Origin of the sequence: Vreelandella nigrificans (genome assembly GCF_002374315.1) — a bacterium.
Taxonomy (GTDB): Bacteria; Pseudomonadota; Gammaproteobacteria; order Pseudomonadales; family Halomonadaceae; genus Vreelandella; species Vreelandella nigrificans.
Map to the genome: position 1 here is coordinate 1 of NZ_NWUX01000007.1, position 16,236 is coordinate 16,236.

General features: G+C 53.9%; 22 protein-coding genes. 5 read left to right on the forward strand and 17 right to left on the reverse strand.

The annotated features are described in order from the left end of the window. Window positions 1-18: 18 nt before the first annotated feature. The 5 genes from CPA45_RS09890 to CPA45_RS09905 form a co-directional block, all read right to left on the reverse strand. Entirely contained in the window at window positions 19-396 is a 378-nt protein-coding gene (locus CPA45_RS09890; protein ID WP_208858481.1) for a hypothetical protein, read from the reverse strand. Window positions 397-619: 223 nt separating this feature from the next. Beyond that, window positions 620-871, reverse strand: coding sequence for a transposase (locus CPA45_RS22955; protein WP_340640253.1), 252 nt, complete (start codon window positions 869-871; stop codon window positions 620-622). 12 nt (window positions 872-883) lie between these two features. After that, window positions 884-1,261, reverse strand: a complete 378-nt coding sequence (locus CPA45_RS22960; protein ID WP_208858482.1) for a hypothetical protein — start codon at window positions 1,259-1,261, stop codon at window positions 884-886. Next, a complete protein-coding gene (locus tag CPA45_RS22965) occupies window positions 1,254-1,541 on the reverse strand; it encodes a hypothetical protein (protein ID WP_208858483.1) in 288 nt (95 codons plus the stop codon). Before CPA45_RS22965 ends, CPA45_RS22960 begins: the two co-directional genes overlap by 8 nt. Before the next feature lie 747 nt (window positions 1,542-2,288). Then, window positions 2,289-3,155, reverse strand: a complete 867-nt coding sequence (locus tag CPA45_RS09905; protein ID WP_096651392.1) for a LysR family transcriptional regulator — start codon at window positions 3,153-3,155, stop codon at window positions 2,289-2,291. Between the two features lie 113 nt (window positions 3,156-3,268). On the opposite strand from CPA45_RS09905, the gene CPA45_RS09910 reads away from it, so the two are divergent. Continuing rightward, the gene (locus tag CPA45_RS09910; protein WP_244287576.1) at window positions 3,269-3,997 is read left to right on the forward strand and encodes an AzlC family ABC transporter permease; all 729 of its coding nucleotides are present in this window, start codon (window positions 3,269-3,271) and stop codon (window positions 3,995-3,997) included. Further along, complete coding sequence (locus CPA45_RS09915) at window positions 3,987-4,295, forward strand: AzlD family protein (RefSeq protein WP_096651393.1); 309 nt, start codon at window positions 3,987-3,989, stop codon at window positions 4,293-4,295. Before CPA45_RS09910 ends, CPA45_RS09915 begins: the two co-directional genes overlap by 11 nt. An 83-nt stretch (window positions 4,296-4,378) precedes the next feature. On the opposite strand, the gene srmL is transcribed toward CPA45_RS09915, so the two are convergent. The 7 genes from srmL to CPA45_RS09955 all read right to left on the reverse strand — a co-directional run bounded on the left by srmL (window position 4,379) and on the right by CPA45_RS09955 (window position 9,750). After that, entirely contained in the window at window positions 4,379-5,503 is a 1,125-nt protein-coding gene (srmL, locus tag CPA45_RS09920) for a PheS-related mystery ligase SrmL (RefSeq protein ID WP_096651394.1), read from the reverse strand. Between the two features lie 535 nt (window positions 5,504-6,038). Further along, on the reverse strand, window positions 6,039-6,494 hold the full coding sequence (locus CPA45_RS09925; RefSeq protein ID WP_096651395.1) for a GNAT family N-acetyltransferase: 456 nt from the start codon (window positions 6,492-6,494) through the stop codon (window positions 6,039-6,041). Window positions 6,495-6,579: 85 nt separating this feature from the next. Beyond that, window positions 6,580-7,041 (reverse strand): GNAT family N-acetyltransferase, encoded by a 462-nt coding sequence (locus CPA45_RS09930; RefSeq protein ID WP_096651396.1) that lies wholly within the window; start codon window positions 7,039-7,041, stop codon window positions 6,580-6,582. A 336-nt stretch (window positions 7,042-7,377) separates the two neighbouring features. Beyond that, window positions 7,378-7,632 carry a GNAT family protein gene (locus tag CPA45_RS09940; protein ID WP_208858484.1) on the reverse strand — a complete coding sequence of 85 codons (255 nt, stop codon included), beginning with the start codon at window positions 7,630-7,632 and terminating at the stop codon, window positions 7,378-7,380. An 83-nt stretch (window positions 7,633-7,715) separates the two neighbouring features. Further along, a complete protein-coding gene (locus CPA45_RS09945; protein ID WP_208858485.1) occupies window positions 7,716-8,321 on the reverse strand; it encodes a GNAT family N-acetyltransferase in 606 nt (201 codons plus the stop codon). A gap of 338 nt (window positions 8,322-8,659) precedes the next feature. Beyond that, window positions 8,660-9,094 carry a GNAT family N-acetyltransferase gene (locus tag CPA45_RS09950; RefSeq protein ID WP_096651397.1) on the reverse strand — a complete coding sequence of 145 codons (435 nt, stop codon included), beginning with the start codon at window positions 9,092-9,094 and terminating at the stop codon, window positions 8,660-8,662. A gap of 110 nt (window positions 9,095-9,204) precedes the next feature. Next, window positions 9,205-9,750, reverse strand: coding sequence for a GNAT family N-acetyltransferase (locus tag CPA45_RS09955; RefSeq protein ID WP_096651398.1), 546 nt, complete (start codon window positions 9,748-9,750; stop codon window positions 9,205-9,207). A 144-nt stretch (window positions 9,751-9,894) separates the two neighbouring features. Between CPA45_RS09955 and CPA45_RS09960 the strand changes: the two genes are divergently transcribed. Together CPA45_RS09960 and CPA45_RS23185 are read left to right on the forward strand one after the other, a co-directional pair. After that, window positions 9,895-10,731: a helix-turn-helix domain-containing protein gene (locus tag CPA45_RS09960; protein WP_208858486.1), complete on the forward strand. Its 837-nt coding sequence runs from the start codon at window positions 9,895-9,897 to the stop codon at window positions 10,729-10,731. Window positions 10,732-11,025: 294 nt separating this feature from the next. Further along, window positions 11,026-11,157 (forward strand): hypothetical protein, encoded by a 132-nt coding sequence (locus CPA45_RS23185; protein ID WP_279628811.1) that lies wholly within the window; start codon window positions 11,026-11,028, stop codon window positions 11,155-11,157. Between the two features lie 625 nt (window positions 11,158-11,782). Here the strand turns inward: CPA45_RS23185 and CPA45_RS09965 are convergent. The 5 genes from CPA45_RS09965 to cbiE all read right to left on the reverse strand — a co-directional run bounded on the left by CPA45_RS09965 (window position 11,783) and on the right by cbiE (window position 15,493). After that, a complete protein-coding gene (locus CPA45_RS09965; protein WP_096651400.1) occupies window positions 11,783-12,223 on the reverse strand; it encodes a YtoQ family protein in 441 nt (146 codons plus the stop codon). Window positions 12,224-12,298: 75 nt separating this feature from the next. Next, entirely contained in the window at window positions 12,299-13,078 is a 780-nt protein-coding gene (gene cobF, locus CPA45_RS09970) for a precorrin-6A synthase (deacetylating) (RefSeq protein WP_096651401.1), read from the reverse strand. Further along, window positions 13,075-13,878 (reverse strand): precorrin-4 C(11)-methyltransferase, encoded by an 804-nt coding sequence (cobM, locus tag CPA45_RS09975; protein ID WP_096651402.1) that lies wholly within the window; start codon window positions 13,876-13,878, stop codon window positions 13,075-13,077. Before cobM ends, cobF begins: the two co-directional genes overlap by 4 nt. Next, window positions 13,875-14,288 carry a cobalamin biosynthesis protein gene (locus CPA45_RS09980; protein WP_096651403.1) on the reverse strand — a complete coding sequence of 138 codons (414 nt, stop codon included), beginning with the start codon at window positions 14,286-14,288 and terminating at the stop codon, window positions 13,875-13,877. The genes cobM and CPA45_RS09980 overlap by 4 nt, the downstream gene beginning before the upstream one ends. Continuing rightward, entirely contained in the window at window positions 14,285-15,493 is a 1,209-nt protein-coding gene (gene cbiE, locus CPA45_RS09985; RefSeq protein ID WP_096651404.1) for a precorrin-6y C5,15-methyltransferase (decarboxylating) subunit CbiE, read from the reverse strand. The genes CPA45_RS09980 and cbiE overlap by 4 nt, the downstream gene beginning before the upstream one ends. Here cbiE and CPA45_RS09990 point away from each other — a divergent pair. Beyond that, on the forward strand, window positions 15,492-16,226 hold the full coding sequence (locus CPA45_RS09990; RefSeq protein ID WP_096651405.1) for a cobalt-precorrin-6A reductase: 735 nt from the start codon (window positions 15,492-15,494) through the stop codon (window positions 16,224-16,226). The genes cbiE and CPA45_RS09990 overlap by 2 nt on opposite strands. Window positions 16,227-16,236 lie beyond the last annotated feature (10 nt).

The window sequence follows — 16,236 nt, forward strand, 5'->3', positions numbered from 1 at the left end:
GGCAGGAACATTCTGATTCTACAAGAGAAAACCACTCGCCATCTTCGTTTTCAGGCCGGCCTCATGAATAAGGCGGGTTAAAGCCAATAGAAAAGGAATACCAATAACCCATGCGTAACTATTTAAAATAGATTCTAATTCTGGCAATGTGATCCGCATAACCCCGAAGGCTACGAATAGGCTAAAAAAACCGATAACGCTAATGCGGCTGAGATTTTCTCTATCCTCATCTGTTGGTTCATGGCCGCACCGAAATAGAAATCTTGGGAAAATATTCTGTTTTGTAAAGTTTCGGAAACTATTGCTCAAGTTAGGCAAAATACTTGGGGTTGCCACATCAAGCGCTAACATTACCGTGCCTAACATACCAAGAAGTAGCGCTACTTCATTAATCATCGTAATCCTCTTATTTAATTGACAACTACCAAGAGAGCTAACGAGGCTGTAGAAAAACCTGATTTCGAGCTGTTTCCACCGCCTGCTGCCCTTATTCATTTACCCAGCCGGTCATCCGGCTGAGTAATATTAATATCGGCATTTAGCCACTTGAGCGCCCAGCTTAAGTCCGCTGAAGACCGCCTGCTGGGTTCACAAAGCAACTTACTCCGCTCTAAGCCCTTCATGATGCGGCCAAGTGGCCGTAATTCGCCAACTTCTCAATATTATGCACCAAGCAGTATAGCTGCCACTGGCCTTGCACTTTCTTCTTACCCCGAAGGCTGAAGCGGTTCAGTCTTTTCGTTGTGCCAATGTTGCCGAAGACAGGCTCCAAGACTGACATACGATGGCTGTAAATTTCTTTGCCCTTGGGACTATCAACTCGGTACTTCATCCAGTCAGTATAATTGGGTAAGCGTTTGTTCTCGATAATAAAAGAAACTTGTCACCCTGCACCGTTGCGATGGTCGGCCGAGCTCGGGTTCTGCATGCATCGGTATTTCTTTGAGCAGTGTCGACATTGCAGCAAACGCCCTTCAAAGTGTACCCAGGTCTTGCCATTGTCAGCTTCTCGTTGCCCGCAATAGGACAGTTTTTCACCGGTTGGGCAGATACACGTTAGCTCTACTGGATCAAACTGGAACGCGCTAGCTGGCGTCATCTCTCTCCAGCCTTTATCTGGTAAGTTCTGGTGGCGCTTGCCGTATTTGTTTTTCTGGTCGGTGAATTTCGGATCTCGGCTGCGGAACTGATTATCAGGGATATAGCCATTAATCCGTCGCTCGTGAAGGTACTTCATATTGGGTTTACTCGTCTCATCCATGAGACTCGCCCTTCGGGCCAGCCTTCGGCTGTTCAAATTTATTCCCGATAAATTTGTCATTCGCGAAACCGGTATCGGCGGTGACGACGGTGCCTTTCTGGTAGATATTGTCCGCAATCCCCAGTTTCTTAAAACGGGCTTCGACCATTTCCAGTACGGGCTGCAAGGTGTGATGTTCCTGGCCTTCGCCGAAGGCCTGAGCGTCAATGACGATCTGGTGCTTTTTATCCACCGTGGCGGCGCCGTTATAGCCCTGGATCGTGCCCTTGCTTGTCGTCATTTTGGCACTTTCGTTATCGGTCAGATTACTCTTCACTTCCTTGATTCGCTTCCCCGGCCCATCCTTGGACTGTGCGTCTTTAGGAAACGATCCACTTTGTTCATGGCGGCATCTAGCGAGAGAATCGTCTTGGCCCGTCGGATATCTCTATCCAGATCGGCTTCCGTCTCGGCCTCATCACGCGCGTAGTGTTCCAGTAGGTGATGCCGAATCAGGCATCTCAGCTTCTCCCGCTTCTCACTCAATTCTTTGAGCGTGCCAGACCACTCTTTGGAGGCATCGGAGGACATCTTGCAGCCGTCAATGGCAAAGAGTTCGTTGCCCAGTAAGCCTTGTTCGTGGCACACCAGCAGTACTTGTTCGAATAGCGCTTCAATCTCATCGGCATGGCGGCTGACGAAGCTTACCAGTGTGGTGAAGCGGGGAACGGTATCGCAGGAAAGGGCTTTGAAAATAGGGTATCCGGATTAACTGGTTGACAGTTCCCCTATATGATGTGGCATCTATTCCTATGCTCTCCGGCATTATTCGGTTGATATAATTAGGATGCTGAGCGGTCTTATACAGCCAGTAGCGCTGCCTGATCGATCAAAGATCGTCCAATGTCGCTAGCCAACAGACGATCGTAGTAGCTAGCTTTTGGGAATCATGTGCCCGCTACCAGGATACGGCTGGCCTGGGGCTGTTGCGCTCCGCCCTCGACCGGCCATAGGGGTATCGGGCTACCGCCGCTCGCTGAGCGACGGCTCAATCCGCCGTGCTGCGCAGCGTCCTGATCAGCAGCTGATAGAGGCTATCGACGGCTTCGTTGCTCTGAGAGGCCTGACTGCGATAGGCCGCCACCGCCATGGGCTCCAGCGGGCCCAGACCATGCTTGCCTCCAAGGATCTCCAGGTGGGGCGGGGCACTGCACCGCGTCAACACGGCAACGGCAAGGCCGCTCTCCACCGCGGCGATCTGCCCTGCCAGGCTGGAGCTGTTGTACACCACCCGGTAGCGGCGTCCCTGCAGAGCCAGGGAATTGATGGCACTGCGCTTGGCGAGGCTCGCGCTCTCGTAGACAGCGATGGGCAACGGGTCGCGCCGCCAGGTAGGAAATTCCGGCGAGCCGACCCACACCATCGATTCATGGAACAGGAGGGTGCCGTGACGCGGCTGGTCCCGCGAGACCAGGGCGAGGTCCAGGTCGCCATTCTCGACCTGCGGAATCAGTGCGGTTGACTGCTCGCAGCTCAGCTCGATCTCCACCGCTCCGTGCTGCGGCGCGAAGCGCTTCAGCACCGGAGTCAGGTAGCGGGCCGCATAGTCATCTGGCACGCCGAGACGGATATGCCCGGTCAGCACCCGGCCGTGAAACGCCGCCTGGGTCTCGGCGTGCAGGTCGAGCATCCTGCGGGCATAGCCCAGCAGCCGCTGCCCTTCCGGGGTGAGCTGCTGCGACCGAGGCCCTCGTTCCAGGAGACGATGCCCCAGAGCGGCCTCCAGCTTCTTCAGCTGCATGCTCACCGCCGACTGGGAGCGATGCACCTCCGGGGCGGCGGCGGAGAGTGAGCCGGCGTCCACCACCGCGACGAAGCACTTGAGCCAGTCGATTTGCAGATCTTGGTAGGCCATACGCTGCCATATGAATTCGATATTCGAATACCTAATAGCAAAATCATTCGCTTTAATCAAGAGATGGCCCGCGGCATAGTGACGTCCATGGCATGAGACAGGAGGAGCACGGCATGGCCAACGAGATGACAAGTGACGAGGCGGCACTGCATCGCCTGGACGGGGCGCTAACGTGGCAAGGGTTCAGGGAACTAGTACCCATCTCGCTGTTCGTCATCGTCTTCGGCGCCGCCTTCGGCCTGGCGGCGACTCAGGCTGGGCTGAGCGATGCGTCCATCGTCATCATGAGCACCCTGGTTTTCGCGGGTGCTGCACAGTTCGCGTCTCTGGAGTTGTGGGGGCCACAGATCCCGCTCTTTACGATGATGCTCACCGTATTCGCGATCAATGCCCGGCACCTGCTGATGGGCGCTACGCTCTACCCCTGGTTGCAGCCACTCAAGCCGGCAAAGCGCTACGGCGTGATGCTGGTGGCTTCCGATGCCAACTGGGCCATGGCCATGCAGGCGTTCAGCCAGGGCCGGCCGGGGCTGGGGCTGCTGCTGGGCGGTGGAATCGCCCTATGGAGCTTCTGGGTCCTCGGCACCTGGCTGGGTCTGTACTTCGGCAACGCCGTGAGCGACCCCGCGAGCCTAGGACTGGACATGGTGATGGGCTGCTTCCTGCTCGCCATGGTAGTGGGCGGCGAGAAGAACCTGCGTATGCTGGTGATCTGGGCGGCGGCGGCGGGCGCCTCCCTGCTGGCCTATCGCTACCTGCCGGAAAACAGCCATGTGGTCGTGGGCGCCATCGCCGGTGGCCTGGTCGGCCTCTTTTGGGGGAGTCGTGACCATGAGTATTGAGGCAGGCAACCCGAGCGCGCTCGCCATCATTCTGATCATGGCGGTGGTGACCCTGGTGACACGCTGGGGTGGCGTCTTCGCGATGTCCTTCGTGCCCATCGGCTACCGCGTCAAACGGTTCATTCACGCCATGTCCGGCTCGGTGCTGGTGGCGCTGCTAGCGCCGCTGGCGATCACCGGTGACAATGGCGCCCGCCTGGCCCTGCTGACCACTGCCGTGATTATGCTGACGCTGAAGAAGCCACTGCCAGCGATCGCCGGCGGTATTCTGGTGGCGGCACTGTTCCGTCAGATGTAGCCATACCCCAGCGCCACGGGCGCGCTGCGTTTTCTACATAAATGTCGAGCAGCACCCAGGGGAAAGCCCGGGTGCGGTTGCTTTCAACTACCATCCTGCGCCAGTTCTTGGCGTTCACCTTGGTGGAGTAGGCAATAGACTTGGTTGCGGATAAGGTTGGCATCTTCGTCGGTCAGAGTCCGCTCCAAGTGTCGGAGGGTCAGTTGCAGCAGGATATTCTTTTGCCCTGGCTTCATTCCCATGCGTTGATGGGCCGAGGCCGGTAGATCCTCAAACCCCGTTTCCGCCTTGATCAGCAGAGCTTCAATGTTCTCCGCTTCGGGCAACCGTTCGCGGACCATGTCGCCGATCAGTTCTTCGTTAATCCAAGTATCGACGCAGAGAGATAGGTCCCGACGGATGGGAGGCATCGCAGATACCGGTCTGTAGGTATCCAGGTCATTCATCTGCGTGCGTACGCGCGGGTCTTCACTTCGCAGTAGCCGAATATCGGGGATTCTCTTGCGCAGCATCAGCAACCGATCGAGCCCCAGGCCCATGGCCAAACCAGTATGGCCAGTAAGGCCCGCTTGATTCAGTATCTCGCGTGCCGCTAGGCCGCACTCACCAACCTCAATCCATTCATCCCGCCAACGAACGTCGATTTGTATCCCGTGCTCGGTGTAAGGGTGTGGCGACGCCAGGGTTCGCCACTCCAGGCCGGGTACGGCAGCGGCCATAACAACCGAAACCATTTGCTGTAACTCGGATACGGACATCCTCGATCCTTGGTTAGCATCCACCACTCGCCAGAGGTCCAGCTGGTGCGGTTCACCACAGTGTAAGCGGTCGATGCTGTCGCGCCGATAGACTAGTCCCGGTAAGAGCAGCAACAAGTCGTTGGGTGGATCCAGGCTCAGCCCGTCCAGTAGATCTGGAATGGCCGCCGACGTCTGGGTGCGCAGGATATAACCATCGGCTACGTAGCGTGTGTAGCGAGCGTCCCGCGCCGCACCTTCCGGTGGATAGCCCAAGCGATCGTAGTTGTTAGCAATTGGCACAACAGAGCCGCTGCGAACTAAGAGCTGTTTGCAGCCCCATTGCTTGATGAGCGCTTGTCTGATTTCTTGAATCAGCAACTGCATGGCATGCGTACCCTGGCGCGGATTGGTCAGGTCCGTAAGGTTGAGGGCAGAGCATAGTGCTTCGGGTGATAACAACGTAGACATTTTCTGATTTCTCCGGGATGTAGGGTGCCGGCGGAAAAATCAGGCGTTATTCATCAAATTATCAATGAATGGGAGGCCGCCTGAAAGCAAAAACCCCCAGGATCTGGCTCGGGGGTTCCGCTTTCAGAGGTGTACAATTCACCGCCCGCCGATGCCGTAAGGATCCCGAGGGTACATAAATCGCGGAGTGAGGCGAACTGCCATGTATGAAATCATGATCATAAACCTAGCATGGGCGCTCTTGCCCTGTCAAAGCCTGCCCCAGGCAGAATGGGTTTGTGCCGCAGTGCTCACCAGCGGGCTTCCAGCAATGAGAGCAGCCTAGCCAGTCTGTCCGCTGCCACGCATCATCAGGACAGGTCACTTCCCTCGAGCACACGATTCTCCCCGAGATCCCTGGCTTATCTGATGCCGTCGAGCGGATGGCGGCTTGGCCCCTCCTCGTCGGATCGGATCCACCGCTTATCTGGACACCCTCAATTTCGATCAAGTGAACATACTGAGCAAGCTATCAACCAGTTAATCCGGATACCCACTATTTATTAGGAAAATATTCTAGTATCTCATCGCCCGCATCATCAAATAGACCAGTGGAACGCCAGCCTAGGTGTCGGTAAAAGCCATATGAGCGAGTTTTCGGATCGGATGAGCATCCGAGGAAAAGTCTTTCAAATCCTAAAGAATGGAAAGACTCAATCATTTGATTTAATAGTGCTTTGCCAACACCTTTACTTTCATATTCTGGTAATAGTGCCAGGACAACAATTTCTCCAGCTTCGCTGTCACCGAAGCAATAGCCAATAATCGTCCCTTCACTAACACCAACGTAACTAGGCAAAGAGCCATCGCTAATTCCTGCTTTCCAGCTCTCTAAAGTAATACCGAGTTCTTCCAATTGTTCGACAGAGAAAGCATTTTCTCTCGTTTTTCCTCTCAAAACGATGCATTCGGCCGTATCGTCAGGCGTTGCTATCCTGTATGCAACTTTCATTAGGTGCTCCATATTTAGTTCTTGGTTGTAGACCTAACGCCGGAATTAAACCGCGCTGCGAAGCGGCGTCGGCTTGAATGAATTGTTAGGCTGTACTGACGGACTCTTTAACCATATCAACATGAGGTATGCCATCCTCATCGTATGGTTTTCCGACAGACTGAAAACCCAGTGACTCGTAAAATTCCTGCAAATAAACTTGCGCCCCAATTTTTATCCCGCAGCCAGGAAATTTTATCTCGGTGAATCTTATGGTTTCTATCATTAGTTGTCGGCCGATTTTCAGCTCGCGGAAATTCTTAAGGGTCATAACGCGACCGATAGAAGGCTGGCTGTACTTGACTCCAGGATCAACAACTCTTGCATAAGCCGCAAGCTCATCGTTCAAGAAGACAGATAGGTGCCAAGCATGAAGATCCATATCGTCAGTTTCTTGGTAGGGACAATTTTGCTCTACAACAAAAATCGATTCGCGAGCCTTGATAATTTTGTGTAACTCCAATGCGGAGAAAGACTCTAATCGGTGCCATCTAAACTCAAGGCTCATATCACTTCTCCTCTTGGGTGAATCGTCGTTATTATTTGGCTGCAGCCTAACGTCCAATTAAGTAGCCCGAAACGCTACTACCAACTCTCCGCATAACACCGTAAACACCAAATTCAACGCAAACCAAAAATGCCACGCGTTGAGGGTCTGCTTGAATTGTTTGTTATAACGCAATTCTATGACTTCGATTTTTCACCTAAATACTCGGTAAAACGTAAAAGATAACCATCTGGATCTTGTATCAGAAACTCTTTTTGCCCCGATAGTGTTTCGCCAACGTCATACCATGTTTCATCGGGATCATATCGTTGATTTCTGATCCCAAAACCGAGGATTTCACAATAAAATCTCAGTGAAGTTTGATACCGACAATTGAGCTACCATAGGATTCCAATATTCTTCCATTGGATAGTCCTTGGCATCTACCGCCAACCACAGCGGCGCCTGCAGCAGAAAACCGCACACCAGCTCGTCAATGGCTTTTCTATCTTCCCGAGTCAGAAAACCATGGGTGACATCCACTGCGCGGCGCCAGATTTCAACCACCCGCGCTCCCTCATCGGGGCGGGAATTCCGAATAGCGCTTATCATCCTTCTTTCCTTCGGGGGTTCTGTCAGGCCCCTTCTCACAACGCAGCGGAACAGCGGGTTTCTGGTGCATATTTCAGGATCAACTAGCTCGCGTCGGTAGCCTTTAGGCTGCGCCCCAGTAATTGGCAGGGCCAGCCATCCACGCTGAAGGCCGCAATTCGCTCATACCCACAAGACTCATAAAACCGAACCAGCGCCCCCGTTCCACCACCGTAGCAGTCCACACGCAGGCTCTGCACCCCAGCAGCCCGGGCGCGATTATCCGCAAATGCTAGCAACCGCCGCCCTATCCCACGCGCTCGGACATCGCGCGAGGCGACCAGCACGCGCACGTAGATTTCCGGCTCCGTTGCGGGAGACACATAGGGCTGTGCCTCTCCCAAGACCAAGGCGCCGAACAGGTGGCCACGCTTGTCCTCCGCCACCCAGGCTCCTGGTAAGGCACAGGTATCTTCCAATAGTTGAATCCGTCGCGGCGATGCTGACCATGGCTCGCAGCCCCATTGGCCTTCATTGCCCATTTGCACAAACCAGGCCATCACTTCGTCGAAGACCTTCAGTACTGCAGGTGCATCAAGCACTGTGGCCCGACGAATCACCAGCTGTTCAATATCCACGACATCCATCACTTTCATCACTCCTTCATTCACACTATCCGATGGCACCGAACCAGCATGCCCTAAATGCACACAACAGCACCTGATATATCCCTTGCTGCATGCCTACAGCACTGCCTCGGAATGTTTAGCCCAACGGCCATCCCTCGCAAAGCGCGTTCGGCCGCTGAGTTTTCCATCTCGATAGCACCGTCGCCACAGTGTGCAACTGTGCTGGCCAGAGCTTGAGCGCGTACAAGATACCGCCGCCGTATCGGACTTGAGCGACAGCGTATCGAGTGTGGCGCACAGCCAGCAATCTAGGTCGTCGAGGAATGGGCAAACGTGTCTGTCGAACCTACATTCGCTCATCCAGTGGCTTGCCCAAAATCTCGGCATCAATCACAGACAATTCTGCAATCCGATTTGGCCTAGATTGTGATCTCAGCCAACATCTCGTCGATGTCTTCGTCAATTCCGATTTCGATGAAGCCAAAGCTTGCATAAAAATCCTTCGCGACAGCATTTTTTGGATCATAAAGAATCAATATTCTCTTAGGGCCGACCGCTTTTATCTCTTCCAGCGCAATCTCTAGCGCCCTGCGGCCGATGCCCTTATTTTGGTATTGCCGATCAACCATGAACCGCCATATCGATTGCGCGCCGTCAGGCTCAGGTACCCACATGAAGAAACCGACAGGCTTACCTTCTAGGCAGATTGCACGTGTTTCGTAGCTCGGATTGAAACTCGCCTGAACGAGGGACCACGTATTCTCCGCAACATATTCCTCCTGATGTTTGGCCACTTCTAGCTCGCATACTTCCTCATAATTGTCTCTAGTGATTTGCGACAAAGTAATATTCACAGATCTACCTTTGTATTGCGTCTGTAGTTAATTTTATAGCCAGTTGATACGTTCGCACGGTCAGATCAAATTTATCAGGTCGGCCTGTGGGGCTTCAGGTAGCCTTTGGATCAAGTATTGCTGAATGCTTGCCATTCATCCTTAGTAATCCGACTGATGTGCTCAGTTCGATAATCGTTCAAGAATTTATTGAACTTATTTTTTTCCGTGCGATGGTGTTTAAAGCCGCATTTGACCTGAGCCTTGAATGATTGCTCATTGCCTGCAAAATAGCCGCACCACAACGTATCAACATTCAGCTTCTCAAATGCGTGGCGCATTAATTCTTTGACGGCTTCGGGAACTAGACCTTGCCCCCAGAAAGGCACGCCTATCCAATAAGCAACCTCCGCTTCATTGTCAGCGATATCAAAATTGCTATCTTTTCCAAAAAGCAGTCCAACCAACCCTATCGCGATGTTGTCAGCCTGCAGAGCCACAGCATAGACCTCGGGCGTCGAGAAGACGGTCTCGATTATTTCCAAGCTTTGCGCAATGCTTGTATGCGCCGCCCAGCCTGCATTGGAGCCGACTCGTTCGTCGCTCGCATATTGATAGAGGCTTGGAGCGTCACTGGCCTGCCAAGGCCGCAAAATAAGGCGTTCAGTGCTTAACATATTTATTCTCTCGTCAGTTGATACATCAAAGCCATATTGTGGGCACACACAGGGGGCTTGACAATGTAAGAGCTTGAGTAAAAAATGTAATTATGAAAACAAAAAGCACCTTCTTAACGACTATTTGACTATTTTATGGTGAAAATGAAAACTGACCTTCACACCCTTCGTGGCGATAACGGAGATTTTTTTATGGGGTCTGGGCGGCTCGATGGACTCCTGGGCTCCCCCCTGCCGCTGGCCTATGTTGTCCTGCTGATCTGCCAGCAAGGCTGTGCGGATGTGAATGTGAATCTTCAGTCATATACAATAGGAAAGAATGATTTCTTGGTTTTATCGGAAGATTCTATTGCTGTCATAAATAGTAAATCAGACGATTTTTTGTGCTCATACTATTTAATGAATCGGTCAATCGCCGCTGAAGTTGCGTATGAACTTCCCAATAGTTTATTTTTATTCTTGTATCGATTCCCGCATTTCAAACCTGATAGCCATTTCTTGGATTTTCTTAATGCGTGGGAAGGGTTGCTATCTATAATTTCAAAGGAAGAATTACAATATACTCGACAAATTATTGTGAACCATTTTCAGAATTTTTTCTTATGGGTCTCGCAGCGCACTGTACATATGAGTGCGAGCACAAGAAATGATTACAGCAGGCAAGAGGCAATCTGCTGGGAATTCTGGGAGCTGATCTCTGCTCACTGTAAGCAGGAGCGGGAAGTGGCGTTTTACGCTGACCTATTGCATATCACGCCATATTATCTATCGCAATTAACTAGGAAATTTTTCAATGACTCGCCTAAGACTTTGATTGATAGACAGATGGTTTTGGAAATTAAAAAGCAACTTACTCAGTCGAATGAATCAATCCAGCAAATTGCGCATAAGTTTAAATTTTCGGACGCATCCTATTTCGGAAGATACTTTAAACGCATAACCGGCGTTGGGTTAACTGAATACCGGAAGCTTAGGTCTTAGGGATGGTGCGAACAAGCTGGTTGCACCTTCATCATGAATAGCATGCCTATATTTTAAAATATCATTACTCAAAAATTCGGGCGCATTTATCCTAAATCCCGGCTTTCCATTCTATTATCCACATTTTTCGAGGCTTACCTCGCATTTTGAACACAGCTATCCCACGCCCGTATCATCTGATCCACTCGAAATAGGTTCGCCAGCGTAAACAACATCGCCAGTTGGTTGTCGTTCTTCCGTAGTCCTTTTTAGCGCGCTTTCACAAAACCAAACTGGCGTGTGATAAGGCGGAACGTGTGCCCAACCTTAGGCCAGGAGCTGACGCTACCCGGCGTGGCTCAGTCGGTGGTGCTTACCCGCACGCCGGTCGGCGCGAGCATGAATATCGATGTAATCGATATTGGATTGCGGGAAGTGAAAGCTTAAATTACAAGTCGTACTCAGTTGAGAGTGATGATAGCGGATTAGTGAGAAACGCTGAGATATATGCAGCAGTAAATAGACGATAATGTATAGATACGGCTAATCTAAATGATAAGGTTTGTATATATAAGATGTTGCATTTGACTGTAATGCATAACCTGCCCCTTAGCCTGTGTTAATCATAGATTTCCTCATGGTCGCTCAGCCTCAAATCGTACCCGTGAATTACTCTAGGGTTGACTGATTCACTGACACAGTCTCACCTAGAGTGATTCACCCGCTCGTTTTTCTGATCTAATCATACTCTATTCATAAAATTGAATTAGGTCACGTGGCTTTGAAGAATAATTGAGCTGAAGAAAGCTTTGGGCAGCTGGCGCTGCCTTCGCGCCGGGCCGCCGCTGCGGGTACCTTTTGTCTCGTTCCTCGCCAAGCGTTACGCTGCGCTACAAGTGTGCAATCGATTGATTTTAAGAGGTTTGTAGTGTGTGGTGAGCGGAGCGCACTCGCAATAATATCTTGGCACTCTTTTGGGTTAGATGATTCATGGGGCGGGATCATCGCGCGCTAAAGCGCCCTCCCACAACACCACAAATGCAGTTGCGAGGTTGCGGGAGGCGCTGTGTGCTTAGGCTTTCAGTACGTACTTCAGGGTTTCAACGACTTGATCGGTAGTGGTACACCAAGCTTGGGCTTGGGCGTCGACTTCTTTCAGCGGGTGGACGATGTCTTCGCTGTGCAGGGTGATGTAGGGCTTGGCGAGTGCGGCACAGTAGCCTGCATCAAAGGCGGCGTTCCACTGTTTGTACTTGTCGCCAAAGCGCACAACCACCAGATCCGCTTGTTCGATCATGGTGCGGGTGCGGATGGCGTTGACCTTGGAGGACTGATGGTCGCGCCAGAAGCCATTTTCCGGCTTGCCCAGGTGATCGCCTGCGGCATCTGAGGCGTCGTGGTCGGTGACCGGGGCGGTGAAGACGATATCCAGGCCCGCTGCATCAGCGCCGCGCTGAATCTCTTCGCGCCAATCGGTGTGGATTTCGCCAGAAAGGTAGACGTAAAAGCTCATAGTCGCTCCTGATAACTTGGTTATTTAATAGGCAGGATTATTTTATGGAAAAATATTCCATATTGATACCTGGGTTTATTTTTCCGGCTTTTTGGCGAGCAGGTAAATATCCATAATCCAGCCGTGGGTGTCGCGTAGTTCTGCGCGGCGTTGGATGATTTGGTCGCTGACCTCGCTTAGCCAGCCTTTGATTAAGCACTGTTTATCCATGCCTAGGTAAGCGCCCCACCAGATGTAGGTGTCGTCAAACGGCAGCGTAGTAAACGCCCCGCCGCTATCCAGCATTACGGCTACCGTGGCGGCATCATTCGGCCAGCCGCGCTCGCGTAGGCGGCGGCCGGTGGTGATTTGTACTGGCTCGGCGAGCGCGTTGAGGGGAATTTTATGTTCAGCGGTAAGCACCTGCAGGCTGGTGATGCCAGGCACGACCTCTACATCCACCTGCTTGCCCGCAGCGCTTAAGCGCTGGGTAATGCGCAGGCTGCTGTCGTAAAGCGAAGGGTCGCCCCACACCAGCATGCCAACCCGCCCGCCATTGGGAAGATGTTCATCCATCAACTGCGCCCATACACTAGCAATCGCAGCGTGCCAGTCGTCTACCGCGCCCAAGTAGTTATAACTTAAGTGATCATTACGGCTATCGCGGCTGGGAAGGTCGAACTCGACGATCTTGGTGGTCACCGGTTCTTCTAACAGGCGCTCGCAGAGTAAGCGGCGTAGATCGATTAGATCCGACTTAGCCTCGCCTTTGCGGGGCAGCAGGATCAGGTCGGCGCTATTGAGGGCGCGCACGGCGGCCAGGGTGACGTGATCAAGGTTGCCGGTGCCAATGCCTATTAGCGATAGCGTGATCATGAGTCGCTCTCTTGGTCTTGGCTTGCCGTAGCAAAAGGCGAATCTGCCGACTGCGGGCGAAAGCGGCGGTCATACCCCACCGCGTAGAGGCTGCTCTCCTGGAAGTCAACGCTTTCAAGCACTGGCCCCACCACTATCAATGCGGTGCGCTGCATGGAATCATCGATCAGCTCTTCTATAGTCGCCAACCGCCCCCGCACGACTCGCTCATCGGGCCAGCTTGCTCGCCACACAATCGCCACCGGACACTGCGCGCCGTAGTAAAGCGTCAGGCTTTCGACTACCTGGGAAAGATTATGGATCGAGAGATGAATGGCCAGCGTTGCCCCAGTGCGGGCGAAATTGGCAAGCGTCTCGTTACTGGGCATAGCACTGGCACGACCCGGTGTACGGGTGAGCACCACCGACTGAGCCACGCCGGGTAGCGTTAACTCTTGACCTAGAGTTGCCGCCGCTGCCGCAAAGGATGGCACGCCAGGGGTAATGCTGTAGGGGATATTCAGCTCGCGCAGGCGGCGCAGTTGCTCGCCCATGGCCGACCAAACCGAGAGATCCCCCGAATGCAGTCTGGCGACATCCTGGCCTTCGGCGTGGGCGCGGCTGATTTCCTGCATGATCTCATCCAGCGAGAGCGGCGCGGTGTTAATCACCCTGGCCCCCGCCGGGCAGTGTTCCAGAATCTGCTCCGGCACTAAAGAGCCTGCATACAAGCACACCGGGCAGGCGGCGATTAAGTCGCGCCCGCGTAGGGTAAGCAGATCCGGCGCGCCGGGGCCTGCGCCAATGAAGTGTACGGTCATTCGGTGGCTCCTTCTGGTACTTCTAACAACGCCAGGGCGGCGGTGGCCTGTCTATCCGCTGAAATGATTCTGGGCCCCACTAATCTCGCATTCGGGCCTGCGGCTAGCAGCGCTACGGCCTCAGCCACGCTGCCTGTGCCGCGCGCCTGCAAACTGTGTGTTGAATGGGTAAGCGTTGCCACTGTTGACAGCTCGGCATCTGCTACGGCGATGACTTCAATATTGCGCAGCTGCCCTAGCTCTTCGACTAACGGCAGCATGGAGTGAGCCGCCGCTAGCCGGTTGATGAGGCCGTACTTGTAGACAGAACCGTACTGCTCGATAAGTTGGTCTAACGCTTGAACGAGCGATTCAAGCGTGGCCTCACTGCGAAAACCAAACCCCGCTACTCTCAACACCGATTGTTTCATCGGACGCCCCGCCACTGAACAATCGGGTAGCTGGCTTTCCAACCCCGGCGGGTGCCGATGGGGGCGGCGTTGGCAAGCTCTAGCCGTAGCAGTTCGCCGCCTGCCTGTTGGTGCCAGTGCGCCAGCAGCGCTTCGGATTCCAAGGTGACAGCATTGGCGACGATACGCACTCCCTTGGGCAAGCGCTGCCATAAATCGTCTAACAGCGCTTGGGATAACCCGCCGCCGATAAATACTGCGTCGGGCAACGGTGTATCGTTTAGTACTTCTGGCGCGTGGCCCTCTTGTACTTCCAGCCAATCAACGCCCAGGCTTTTTGCGTTGCTGCGCGCTCGCGCTGCCCGTTCAGCGTTTTGCTCAAAGCCCACCGCCTGATTATCCGGGTGAGCGAGTAGCCACTCAATGGCAACGGAGCCAGACCCGGTACCGATATCCCATAGCTGCTCGCCGGGCATGGGGGCCAGTGCCGCTAGGGTAATGGCGCGAATGGTCTGTTTGGTGATTTGACCATCGTGGTCAAAAAAATGATCCGGCAGGCCGGGCGTCAGTGGCAAAGCGGGGCCTTTACCGGCGACTTCCAGCGCTACCGCGACTGGGTGGGCGATATCGTCGGGCAAGACGGTATCTACACGACAATGGCGAATGCGCTCGTTATCACCGCCCAAAGATTCCAGCAGCGTTAGCTGGGTGTCTCCAAAGCCAACGCTAGTTACCAGCGCCGCCAGCTCAGCCACCGCCTCGCCCTCTCTTACCAGCACTAATAAACGCCTACCAGCATGCAGATAAGGCCGAATGCGCGTCAGTGGTTTGGCGTGCAAACCCAAGCAGGTGCAGTGTTCCACCGGCCAGCCCAAGCGGGAAGCCGCCAGGCTAAAGGTGGAAGGGGCAGGCATCGCCAGCCACTCACTAGCGCTAAGGTGCTGAGCCAGGGTGGTGCCCGCCCCAAACCAAAATGGGTCGTTTGAGACCAACATCACCACCCGGCGGCCACGCTGATTTAGCAGCTGTGGAATACCATCGGCAAAGGGCACTGGCCACTCAATCACCTCGGCGTTAAGGGGCGGCAAAAGGCGCAGGTGGCGGCGTGCGCCGAACACCACCTGGGCACTTTCCAGTGCGGCGCGGCTTGCCGCCGTTAGCCCCTGTGTGCCACCCTCCCCCCAGCCTAATAGCGTCAACCAGGGAACGTTGTTAACCTCAGCCATGATCAAAATCCTAATTCTCGGGGGAACCTCTGAAGCCAGTGCCTTGGCCAGTGCGGTTGCCAAACTCGGGTTTCCCGCCATTTTTAGCTATGCGGGGCGCGTGAATACGCCTAAACCCCAGCCGCTACCGACCCGTATTGGTGGTTTTGGGGGCGTGAGCGGCCTTGCCGCGTTTTTGGCCCAGGAGCACATTACCCATATTGTTGATGCCACCCACCCGTTTGCCGCGCAGATGAGCGTGAACGTGTCAGCCGCGGCGGCACAGTGCGGCGTAAAGGCCATTGCCCTTACCCGACCTGCATGGCGACCTGTAGGTGGTGACCAGTGGCAGAGCGTGGCAAGTATCAACGAAGCCGTTAGCGCCTTAACTGGCCCGCCCCAGCGGGTGCTGCTCGCCATTGGGCGAATGCACCTTAGCGCCTTTGCCACCCAGCCCCAGCACCATTACGTGCTGCGTTTGGTTGACCCGCCTACCAGCCCGTTGCCTCTGGACGATGTTAGCACTGTGATTGATAGAGGCCCCTTTACGCTGAAAGGCGATCTCGCCCTGCTTGAAACCCAGCGTATCCAGCACATCGTGTGTAAAAATTCCGGCGGCGAAGGCGCAGCCTCGAAACTGACCGTTGCCCGTATGCTCGGCTTACCCATTGTGATGATCGAGCGGCCAGCGCTGCCCCTACGCCATGAGGTTCACTGTATTGATGACGTGTTGAACTGGCTTAGTGACCGCTAATAATCATTAC

Bases quoted from the DNA above. Each gene is read 5' to 3' on its own strand.
- CPA45_RS09890 (WP_208858481.1), bottom strand. From the start codon at position 396: ATGATTAATGAAGTAGCGCTACTTCTTGGTATGTTAGGCACGGTAATG.
- CPA45_RS22960 (WP_208858482.1), bottom strand. From the start codon at position 1,261: ATGGATGAGACGAGTAAACCCAATATGAAGTACCTTCACGAGCGACGG.
- CPA45_RS22965 (WP_208858483.1), bottom strand. From the start codon at position 1,541: ATGACGACAAGCAAGGGCACGATCCAGGGCTATAACGGCGCCGCCACG.
- CPA45_RS09905 (WP_096651392.1), bottom strand. From the start codon at position 3,155: ATGGCCTACCAAGATCTGCAAATCGACTGGCTCAAGTGCTTCGTCGCG.
- CPA45_RS09910 (WP_244287576.1), top strand. From the start codon at position 3,269: ATGGCCAACGAGATGACAAGTGACGAGGCGGCACTGCATCGCCTGGAC.
- CPA45_RS09915 (WP_096651393.1), top strand. From the start codon at position 3,987: ATGAGTATTGAGGCAGGCAACCCGAGCGCGCTCGCCATCATTCTGATC.
- srmL (WP_096651394.1), bottom strand. From the start codon at position 5,503: ATGTCTACGTTGTTATCACCCGAAGCACTATGCTCTGCCCTCAACCTT.
- CPA45_RS09925 (WP_096651395.1), bottom strand. From the start codon at position 6,494: ATGAAAGTTGCATACAGGATAGCAACGCCTGACGATACGGCCGAATGC.
- CPA45_RS09930 (WP_096651396.1), bottom strand. From the start codon at position 7,041: ATGAGCCTTGAGTTTAGATGGCACCGATTAGAGTCTTTCTCCGCATTG.
- CPA45_RS09940 (WP_208858484.1), bottom strand. From the start codon at position 7,632: ATGATAAGCGCTATTCGGAATTCCCGCCCCGATGAGGGAGCGCGGGTG.
- CPA45_RS09955 (WP_096651398.1), bottom strand. From the start codon at position 9,750: ATGTTAAGCACTGAACGCCTTATTTTGCGGCCTTGGCAGGCCAGTGAC.
- CPA45_RS09960 (WP_208858486.1), top strand. From the start codon at position 9,895: ATGAAAACTGACCTTCACACCCTTCGTGGCGATAACGGAGATTTTTTT.
- CPA45_RS09965 (WP_096651400.1), bottom strand. From the start codon at position 12,223: ATGAGCTTTTACGTCTACCTTTCTGGCGAAATCCACACCGATTGGCGC.
- cobF (WP_096651401.1), bottom strand. From the start codon at position 13,078: ATGATCACGCTATCGCTAATAGGCATTGGCACCGGCAACCTTGATCAC.
- cobM (WP_096651402.1), bottom strand. From the start codon at position 13,878: ATGACCGTACACTTCATTGGCGCAGGCCCCGGCGCGCCGGATCTGCTT.
- CPA45_RS09980 (WP_096651403.1), bottom strand. From the start codon at position 14,288: ATGAAACAATCGGTGTTGAGAGTAGCGGGGTTTGGTTTTCGCAGTGAG.
- CPA45_RS09990 (WP_096651405.1), top strand. From the start codon at position 15,492: ATGATCAAAATCCTAATTCTCGGGGGAACCTCTGAAGCCAGTGCCTTG.
- cbiE (WP_096651404.1), bottom strand. From the start codon at position 15,493: ATGGCTGAGGTTAACAACGTTCCCTGGTTGACGCTATTAGGCTGGGGG.